The sequence below is a fragment of the Inquilinus sp. OTU3971 genome, assembly GCF_038440215.1.
This window is the reverse complement of record NZ_JASATH010000103.1, coordinates 19,906-27,404: the sequence shown is the minus strand read 5'-3', so window position 1 is coordinate 27,404 and position 7,499 is coordinate 19,906. Positions and strand designations below refer to the sequence as shown.

Here is a 7,499-nt window from a genome sequence, read left to right as displayed (position 1 = left end):
GCACGGCGCGGGCGCGCTGAGCCAGGGTCTGGCGCACCAGATGGGCGTAGCGGGCAAAGGCGAGACCGGGGTCCGGGGCCGCAGCCTGGGGCTGAGCTTCCGGGGCCCCGGCGGGGGACTGAGCCTGGGCGGCGAGGGCGTGGGCGCCTGCCGTCTCGGCCAGCTGCATGCCGATTTCGGCCAGGCGCGTGAGCATCTCGCATTGCTGCAGCGTGCAGCCGCGGCCATAAGCCTGGACATCGAAATCAGCAGGGATCTCCTTCATGGAACATATCATGAACGAGATTCGCAGTGTAATGCAATGAACATTGTGTTTGGTGATTTGACGAGGCCGCGCCGTCACCGGATCGTCATCCGTGCATGGACGTTGCGCGCCGGGCGCGGGCCCCGTCGCTTGTCCTGCGGGCGGGGGGAGGGTAAAGCTCCGTCCCACCGCCCGACCCCGGAGTTGCCATGACCGCCCCGACCGCTACGCCGTCGCCGGACCGCATCCTCATTCTCGATTTCGGCAGCCAGGTGACCCAGCTGATCGCCCGCCGGGTCCGGGAATCCGGTGTCTATTGCGAGATCTGGCCGTTCAACCAGGCGGGCGACGACCGCATCCGGGCCTTCGACCCGCGCGGCATCATCCTGTCCGGCAGCCCGGCCTCGGTCACCGAGGAGGCCTCGCCGCGCGCGCCGCAGCTGGTGTTCGAGCTCGGCCTGCCGGTGCTCGGCATCTGCTACGGCCAGCAGACCATGTGCGAGCAGCTGGGCGGCGCGGTGGAGGCGGGGCACCATCGCGAATTCGGCCGCGCCTGGCTGGACATCAAGGAGAACTGCACCCTGTTCGACGGCGCCTGGGCGAAAGGCAGCCGCGAGCAGGTGTGGATGAGCCATGGCGACCGGGTCACCCGGCTGCCGGACGGCTTCCGCATCGTCGCCACCAGCGAGAACGCGCCCTATGCCGCGATCGCCGACGATGCCCGCCGCTATTATGGCGTGCAGTTCCATCCGGAGGTGGTGCACACCCCGCACGGCGCGGCGCTGCTGCGCAACTTCACCCACCATGTCTGCGGCTGCGCCGGCAGCTGGACCATGGCCGCCTTCCGCGACGCCGAGATCGCCAAGATCCGCGCCCAGGTCGGCGACGGCCGCGTGATCTGCGGCCTGTCGGGCGGCGTCGACAGCGCCGTGGCGGCGGTGCTGATCCACGAGGCGATCGGCGACCAGCTGACCTGCATCTTCGTCGACACCGGGCTGATGCGCGCGGGCGAGGCGGAGCAGGTGGTGTCGCTGTTCCGCGGCCACTACAACATCCCGCTGGTGCATGTCGACGCGGCCGACCTGTTCCTCGGCCGGCTCGAAGGCGTCGCCGACCCGGAGCAGAAGCGCAAGATCATCGGCGCCGCCTTCGTCGAGGTGTTCGACGCCGAGGCCGAGAAGATCGACGGCGCCCGCTTCCTGGCCCAGGGCACGCTGTACCCCGACGTGATCGAGAGCGTGTCCTTCACCGGCGGCCCGTCGGTGACGATCAAGAGCCACCACAATGTCGGCGGCCTGCCGGAGCGGATGAAGCTGGCCCTGGTCGAGCCGCTGCGCGAGCTGTTCAAGGACGAGGTGCGGGCGCTGGGCCGCGAGCTGGGCCTGCCGGAGACCTTCGTCGGCCGCCACCCGTTCCCGGGCCCCGGCCTGGGCATCCGCATCCCCGGCGCGGTCAGCCGCGACATGCTGGAGATCCTGCGCAAGGCCGACGTGATCTATCTCGAGGAGATCCGCCGCGCCGGCCTGTACGACGCGATCTGGCAGGCCTTCGCGGTGCTGCTGCCGGTGCGCACGGTGGGGGTGATGGGCGACGGCCGCACCTACGACTATGTCTGCGCGCTCAGGGCCGTGACCTCGACCGACGGCATGACCGCCGACTACTACCCCTTCGACCACGAGTTCCTGGGCCGGGTCTCGACCCGCATCGTCAACGAGGTCCGCGGCATCAACCGCGTCGTCTACGACATCACCTCGAAGCCGCCGGGGACGATCGAGTGGGAGTGAGGGAAACGGCGATGATAGGCGGCTCTAGCGTAGAATTTCGCAGAAAATACAATGATTTGCGGGCAGGGCAGACTGCTAGCCAGGGCACATTATCAATGGAATTGCAAACCTATCAAAGTCATTGAACTCGTTAAGTTTATCGGAGCGCCTGGCGCGGCTCTCCGCCCTCTATCGCCGTCGTTTCGGGGAGCTCCCATCGGAGACGCTCCGTGAGGCCACAGGCGTTTGAACCTCGATTGAGGATTCCCGAAACTCAATGCAGCGGATATTCCTTGGCCCCCTTGAAAAGCGCTTCGAACTGCCCACCCAATGTCCTTAATATCAGGCCAAGTGGCGGCAGAGTCGCTCCATCTTGGCAGGCCATGTTCCCATTCGGGATCGCAGCCATCGCCAGCGGGCACTCTTTTTGAAGGCTCCGCGAGCGAACCATCGCGTCCGTGCCCTCGGCAGCAAGCTCGCCAGCGCCTTTGGCGGTAGAACCGCCACCGCCGCTGCAGCGAAGGAATGGGAGGACTTTTGAGGATGGCTTCGCTCGCGCAACCGCCGCAGTAAGCTTTCTCAGAACTCATTTCAACTGGCGCGGTCCAAGAAGTTCACTTCATCTGTCCCGGTCCGTCTCGCCGCCAAACTCCCAAACCCTTCCGACGGTTCCTCGCCATCTAGCTGATCCGTGACACTTGGTGAATCGCAAGGCCAGGCTTTCATGTCTGATCATTGGCGACTCAGCGCGCCCGCCAGTTTGAAGGGACTGGCAACCGCGGCGCCCGCGGCATCGAACACGAAAGCTCCGACATTGCCAGGAGAGGCGCCATGAGCGTTTTCCGCCCTCGCCAGCTCGCCGCCAAATTTCGCGAGCGCGGCATAGCGATCATGTCCAAGGCCGTCCGCGGACTTCAACGAAGAGATGTCGATGACTCGCAGCCGCTCCGCCCTCGCCGCCTCCTGCACCACAGGGTCGTCTATGTCGATGCTGCCGACACGCCCCCGTTCGCCGCCCAGCAGGTTGGACAAGGCGAGCGCTTTGTCTCCCTTCGACACGAGAAGGGTGATCGGCGTCTTCATGGGTCCGATGTCGAGCAACTGCGAGCGGAACACGTCGATGTCGATGTCCGGCGCCGCGAGCACGACCTGCAGCTTGGCTAGCGTGTCTGCCCGCCCCTCCATCTTGAGCTGTCTGACGGCCTCCATGGTCAGAAAGCCGCCAAGGCTGTGGCCGAAGAGGACGACGCGCTTGACCCTGGGGGATGCGGAGAGGGTCTGAACCAGCCGGGCAAGCTCCGTACGCGAATAGAGAACCGCATCGCGGTCAGCGACGTAGCCCGCGACGCTTGCGGCGGACGGCCAGGAGAAGACGGCAGGCGTTCCCAGCGGCTGCGCGTCCGCGGCCATCTGGGCCGCCCGGTAGAGCGCCTCCTGATAGCTGTAGTTGTAGCCATGGACGAATATCGCCGCCGTGCCGTCCCAGTTGCGGGAACTTGCGATCGCTTCCACCAGACGCGAGGGAGGGAGTGCTTCACGCCTGGTCATCACGTAATCCCGACGGGAATCCGGTTTTCCAGAAGGGTAGGAGATCGCAGGTCCGTTCCGATTCAGTGGCACGGAGAAGCGGTAGCGCTCGTATGTGACGTTTCCGGCCCACGTGCTTCCGAACCCTCCCGTTTCAATATCCCTGTTTCGGTTCGTGACGCCTAGAACGGTGATGCTTTGCGCGTCTGCGACCGCCGTCGGAACTGGCCTGAGCGCGGATGCGGACGGGCGCGACGCGCAGCCCACGAGGACAAGCGTCATCGTCAGCGCGGTCATCATTGAACGAACCGGAGGAACGGAGGCGAATGAATGCATTGAGATGTCTCTAGTTGTGCGTGCTGGAGGCGTGGGGACCGGTCCGCGTCGGCTTCGATCGCCGCTAGTCGTGACTGTCTGTCGGGACTTCAGCGGTAGGATTTGAGAATGACCGTCGTCTGCGCCCGGATCGTAGACTTGAGGACCCCCAACCTGGCCGAGGTCATCTCATCCCACCCGATCAGTTCGGACATCAGGTGGCGCGTCAGGTGAACCACCAGCAACTGGCCGTTGATCGTAGCCGCACGTACCTGCAGGTCCTCCGACGACGGGTTCCCGCGCGAGATCGCTGCGATCAGACCGGTGCAGCATTGCCTGATCCGACGACCGAGAGGCTTGTCCGCAACGGGCCTCGAGGACGATGTCGGAGCGTGCTGCTGAGCGACGAAAAGCGCGCGGCTGGCCGAGTCTGGCGTGTCGAACATGAAGTCCGCCAGACTGTCGAGCAGTCCGCAGTAGGCGTCGATCAGATTATCGACATCCTTCGATTTCGCAGAGATCAGGGATTCGGCGTTCGCAAGCGCGGGCCCCGCTGCCTCTACCGCGGCCGCCTGAATGTCTTCGAGGCAGGCGCGATAGAGCCCTTCCTTGTTCTCGAAGTAGTATTGCAGAGAAGGAGCTGGCACTTCGGCGGCGGCTGCGATCTCGCGGGTGGACACGCCAGCGAAACCCTTTTCGCCGAACAGGGCGATCGCGGTCTGGATGATCCTCGCCCGTGTCTCCTCGCCTCGTGGGTAGCCGCTTTCGGCATTGCGACGTCGCATGCTTGTCATCGTCATCTCCTGTTGGCCAACGGTATCACGTCGAAATAAAATATTCCATTTGGAAAATTTCTTCCGATTGACATATTTATACCGATCGCCATATTTCTCCCAGATGGAATAATTCAGCATCGGCCTCAGATCATGGACAGCACCGTCTCCCCGCGGAAACTTGACCCAAACCCAACGGACAAAGTTGCGGCCGAACCGCCTGCGACCAACCCCCGCAAGAAGCGGACGCTGCGATACGCGCTGCTTGGAGCAGCTTGCGTCGCCGCGGTCGCCGGCGGCGTCTACGGCTATGACTGGTATGTGTCCGGACGCTTCATCGAGAGCACCGACAACGCGTACCTGCGCGCCGACCAGGTCTCGATGGCCCCTCAGGTGGCAGGTCAGGTCGCGGAGATCTACGTGAACGACAACCAGGAGGTCGTGACTGGCCAGCCGCTCGTGATGATCGACCCTCGGCGCTACGAAATGGCCGTCCGCGAAGCCGAGGCGACGGTCGCCGCCCGGCAGGCCGACGTCGCAAAGAGCGAGGCCGACCTGAAGCAGCAGGATCTGGTGATCGCCCAGGCGCAGGCCGATCTGGAAAATGCCGAGGCGAACGCCGATCTCGCGCAGAAGGAGCTGGATCGGACTTCTCCTCTAGCGGCACGAGGCGTCCAGACGCAGCAGCAGGTCGACGAAAAGCAGAGCACGCTCAACCAGGCGCAGTCGACCATCCGGCTGAAAAAGGCGGTCGTGGATGCAGCCCGCCAGCAGGTCTCGTCGCTCCGGGCGGTGGTCGACCACGCGCACGCGCAACTGGCCGCCGCGCAGGAAAGCCTCAGCCAGGCCCAGATGGACCTGAGCGAGACGGTCGTGCGCAGCCCGATCAACGGCCGCGTGGGAGACAAGACCGTCCAGCTCGGCCAGTTCGCACAGGCGGGCACGCTTCTCATGACGGTCGTCCCGGTCGACCAGATCTATCTCGTCGCCAACTACAAGGAGACCCAGATCGGCGACATGCGCCCCGGACAGCCGGCGACCATCCGCGTCGACGCCTATCCCGGTTTGGAGATCAAAGGAACGGTGGACAGCTTCTCGCCGGGAACCGGAGCGCGGTTCGCGCTTCTGCCTCCCGAGAACGCCACGGGCAATTTCACCAAGATCGTCCAGCGTGTGCCGGTCCGCATCAGGCTCGGCGCCGACGCCCGGAACATCCCGGCGTTGGTGCCGGGTATGTCGATCGAGGTCTCGGTCGACACCAACGCCCCCGTCCCCAGCAGAATGGCGTCGTCCTGATGAGCGCCGAACCGTCTTCATCGAACCCGCGGGAATCGGCCGCCCTCACCGACTGGATCGCGGTCGTCGCGGGGGCACTCGGCGCGCTCATGGCGACGTTGGATATTTCCATCACCAACACCGCTCTGCCGCAGATCCAGGGCGAGATCGGCGCGAGCGGCACCGAAGGCACCTGGATCGGCACAGGATATCTCGTAGCCGAAGTGATCATGATTCCGTTGACGGCATGGTTCACCAGGCTGCTCGGCCTTCGCACCCTTCTCCTGATCACCACCGTCGCCTTCGTCTTCTTCTCGATCGTCTGCGGCCTTTCCGACAGTCTCTTTATGATGATCGTCGGCCGCGTCGGCCAGGGCTTCTTCGGTGGCGCCCTGATCCCGACCGCACAGGTCATCGTCCGGACGCGGCTGCCTGTCAGGCAGATGCCGGTCGGCATGAGCATATTCGGCGTCATCATTCTTCTCGGGCCTCTGCTCGGCCCCATCATCGGCGGCTATCTCGCGGAAGAGGTGAACTGGCGCTGGTGCTTCTTCTTGAACCTTCCAGTCGGTGCGGCACTCGTCACATTGCTACTTGTCGGACTTCCGCGGCACAGCCCGAACCTGAAGCTGCTTGCGCAGGCCGACTGGCTCGGGATCTTCGGGATGGCCGTCGCCTTCAGTTGCCTGACGGTGGTGCTCGAAGACGGACAGCGCGACCGCTGGTTCGAATCCTCGACCATCGTCTATCTCACCATCGCATCGCTGGTGGGATTCATCGCTCTGGCGGTGGCCCAGAAGACGAGCGCGGATCCGGTCATCAGGCTCCAGCTTCTGCGCAACGGCGCCTTCGCCAGTGCGACGCTCATCGCTCTCGTGGTCGGTGCGGCGACCTATGCCGCAACCTTCCTGGTTCCGCAGTTCCTCAGCGGCATTGCGGGCTACAACCCGCGGCAGGCCGGAAGTGTCATGGCGCTCTCGGCTCTTCCGGTATTTCTCCTGGTTCCGGTTCTGCCTCGCATCACGGGTCGCCTGGATGCACGGCTGATGGTCGCCCTGGGGCTCGTCTTCTTTGCCGCAAGCTGTTTCGTGGACGTCGGCCTCGGACCCGACAGCGCAGGGCCCGAGTTCACGGTATCGCAACTGCTGCGCGGCGTCGGCCAGATCCTCGCGGCCATGCCGCTCAACCAGGTGTCCATGGCGGCGCTCGGTCGGGAGAATGCCGCTGACGGCGCGGGCATCTACAGCATGGCGCGCAATCTCGGCGGCTCGATCGGCCTGGCCTTGAGCGGAATCCTGATCGACCAGCGGACGGCGGTCCATTCCGACACCATTCGCGAATCCGTAACGGCGAACTCGCTGCTCGGCCAGGCACGCCTTGCCGCCGACGGTGTCAGCCAGGGGATCGATGCCGCGACTGCCAAGCTGCGGGCGATCTCGCAACTGTCGAGCCTGATCGAGAAGAACGCCCTGGTGATGACCTATGGCGACTGCTTCTGGGTGATGGGCGCCGCCATCCTCGCAAGCATCCCGCTCGTCCTTCTCCTTCGTCGCCCGAAGCCGGGCGTAGAGATCGCGACAGCGCACTGAACCCTAGCCTAAT

The 7,499-nt window shown here is 64.7% G+C and carries 6 protein-coding genes; 3 read left to right on the top strand and 3 right to left on the bottom strand.

Annotated features, from left to right (window positions below; genetic code table 11):
- On the bottom strand, nucleotides 1-265 hold a 265-nt coding region (locus AAHM41_RS23755), incomplete at its 3' end, for a hypothetical protein (RefSeq protein ID WP_342239066.1).
- A gap of 188 nt (nucleotides 266-453) precedes the next feature.
- Between AAHM41_RS23755 and guaA the strand changes: the two genes are divergently transcribed.
- Entirely contained in the window at nucleotides 454-2,028 is a 1,575-nt protein-coding gene (guaA, locus tag AAHM41_RS23750) for a glutamine-hydrolyzing GMP synthase (protein ID WP_342239065.1), read from the top strand.
- A 711-nt stretch (nucleotides 2,029-2,739) separates the two neighbouring features.
- Here guaA and AAHM41_RS23745 read toward each other — a convergent pair.
- Together AAHM41_RS23745 and AAHM41_RS23740 are read right to left on the bottom strand one after the other, a co-directional pair.
- A complete protein-coding gene (locus tag AAHM41_RS23745) occupies nucleotides 2,740-3,555 on the bottom strand; it encodes an alpha/beta hydrolase (protein ID WP_342239064.1) in 816 nt (271 codons plus the stop codon).
- A 404-nt stretch (nucleotides 3,556-3,959) separates the two neighbouring features.
- The gene (locus AAHM41_RS23740) at nucleotides 3,960-4,763 is read right to left on the bottom strand and encodes a TetR/AcrR family transcriptional regulator (RefSeq protein WP_342239063.1); all 804 of its coding nucleotides are present in this window, start codon (nucleotides 4,761-4,763) and stop codon (nucleotides 3,960-3,962) included.
- Between the two features lie 12 nt (nucleotides 4,764-4,775).
- Here AAHM41_RS23740 and AAHM41_RS23735 point away from each other — a divergent pair, with 12 nt between their 5' ends.
- Both AAHM41_RS23735 and AAHM41_RS23730 read left to right on the top strand, forming a co-directional pair.
- Complete coding sequence (locus AAHM41_RS23735) at nucleotides 4,776-5,918, top strand: HlyD family secretion protein (RefSeq protein ID WP_342239062.1); 1,143 nt, start codon at nucleotides 4,776-4,778, stop codon at nucleotides 5,916-5,918.
- Nucleotides 5,918-7,486: a DHA2 family efflux MFS transporter permease subunit gene (locus AAHM41_RS23730; protein WP_342239061.1), complete on the top strand. Its 1,569-nt coding sequence runs from the start codon at nucleotides 5,918-5,920 to the stop codon at nucleotides 7,484-7,486. Before AAHM41_RS23735 ends, AAHM41_RS23730 begins: the two co-directional genes overlap by 1 nt.
- Nucleotides 7,487-7,499 lie beyond the last annotated feature (13 nt).

What these genes read in the sequence shown, in the direction of transcription:
- guaA (WP_342239065.1), top strand. Translation starts at nt 454, where the DNA reads ATGACCGCCCCGACCGCTACGCCGTCGCCGGACCGCATCCTCATTCTC.
- AAHM41_RS23745 (WP_342239064.1), bottom strand. Translation starts at nt 3,555, where the DNA reads ATGACCAGGCGTGAAGCACTCCCTCCCTCGCGTCTGGTGGAAGCGATC.
- AAHM41_RS23740 (WP_342239063.1), bottom strand. Translation starts at nt 4,763, where the DNA reads ATGCTGAATTATTCCATCTGGGAGAAATATGGCGATCGGTATAAATAT.
- AAHM41_RS23735 (WP_342239062.1), top strand. Translation starts at nt 4,776, where the DNA reads ATGGACAGCACCGTCTCCCCGCGGAAACTTGACCCAAACCCAACGGAC.
- AAHM41_RS23730 (WP_342239061.1), top strand. Translation starts at nt 5,918, where the DNA reads ATGAGCGCCGAACCGTCTTCATCGAACCCGCGGGAATCGGCCGCCCTC.